The 311-nt window shown below is 40.8% G+C and carries 1 tRNA gene; it reads right to left on the bottom strand.

Annotated features, from left to right (window positions below):
* Positions 1-172: 172 nt before the first annotated feature.
* Positions 173-248, bottom strand: a tRNA-His gene (locus ACP45E_RS01140).
* Between the last annotated feature and the right edge of the window lie 63 nt (positions 249-311).

Genomic DNA, 311 nt, shown 5'->3' on the forward strand with positions numbered 1-311 from the left:
TGTATTTTTTTACTTGGTTGGCTTTATGAGGAAAATCCCCAATCCACTTATTCCAAGAGCCATGATGCGCTAAAATACGCTATTCATTGGCGAATTTTGTCTCGATTCTTAGGGTGTAGCTTGAATCAAAACAGGAAGCTTTTTTACTCAGTAAACTAAACTACCTAAATAATGGGGTGGCTAACGAGATTCGAACTCGCGACCACCGGAATCACAATCCAGGGCTCTACCAACTGAGCTATAGCCACCACTAATTTTTTGTATAACCGCTAAAGCGATTATTGAAATAGTGGTCGGTGAAGAGGGATTCG

Origin of the sequence: Vibrio genomosp. F10 str. 9ZD137, from assembly GCF_049974785.1 — a bacterium.
Classification (GTDB): domain Bacteria; phylum Pseudomonadota; class Gammaproteobacteria; order Enterobacterales; family Vibrionaceae; genus Vibrio.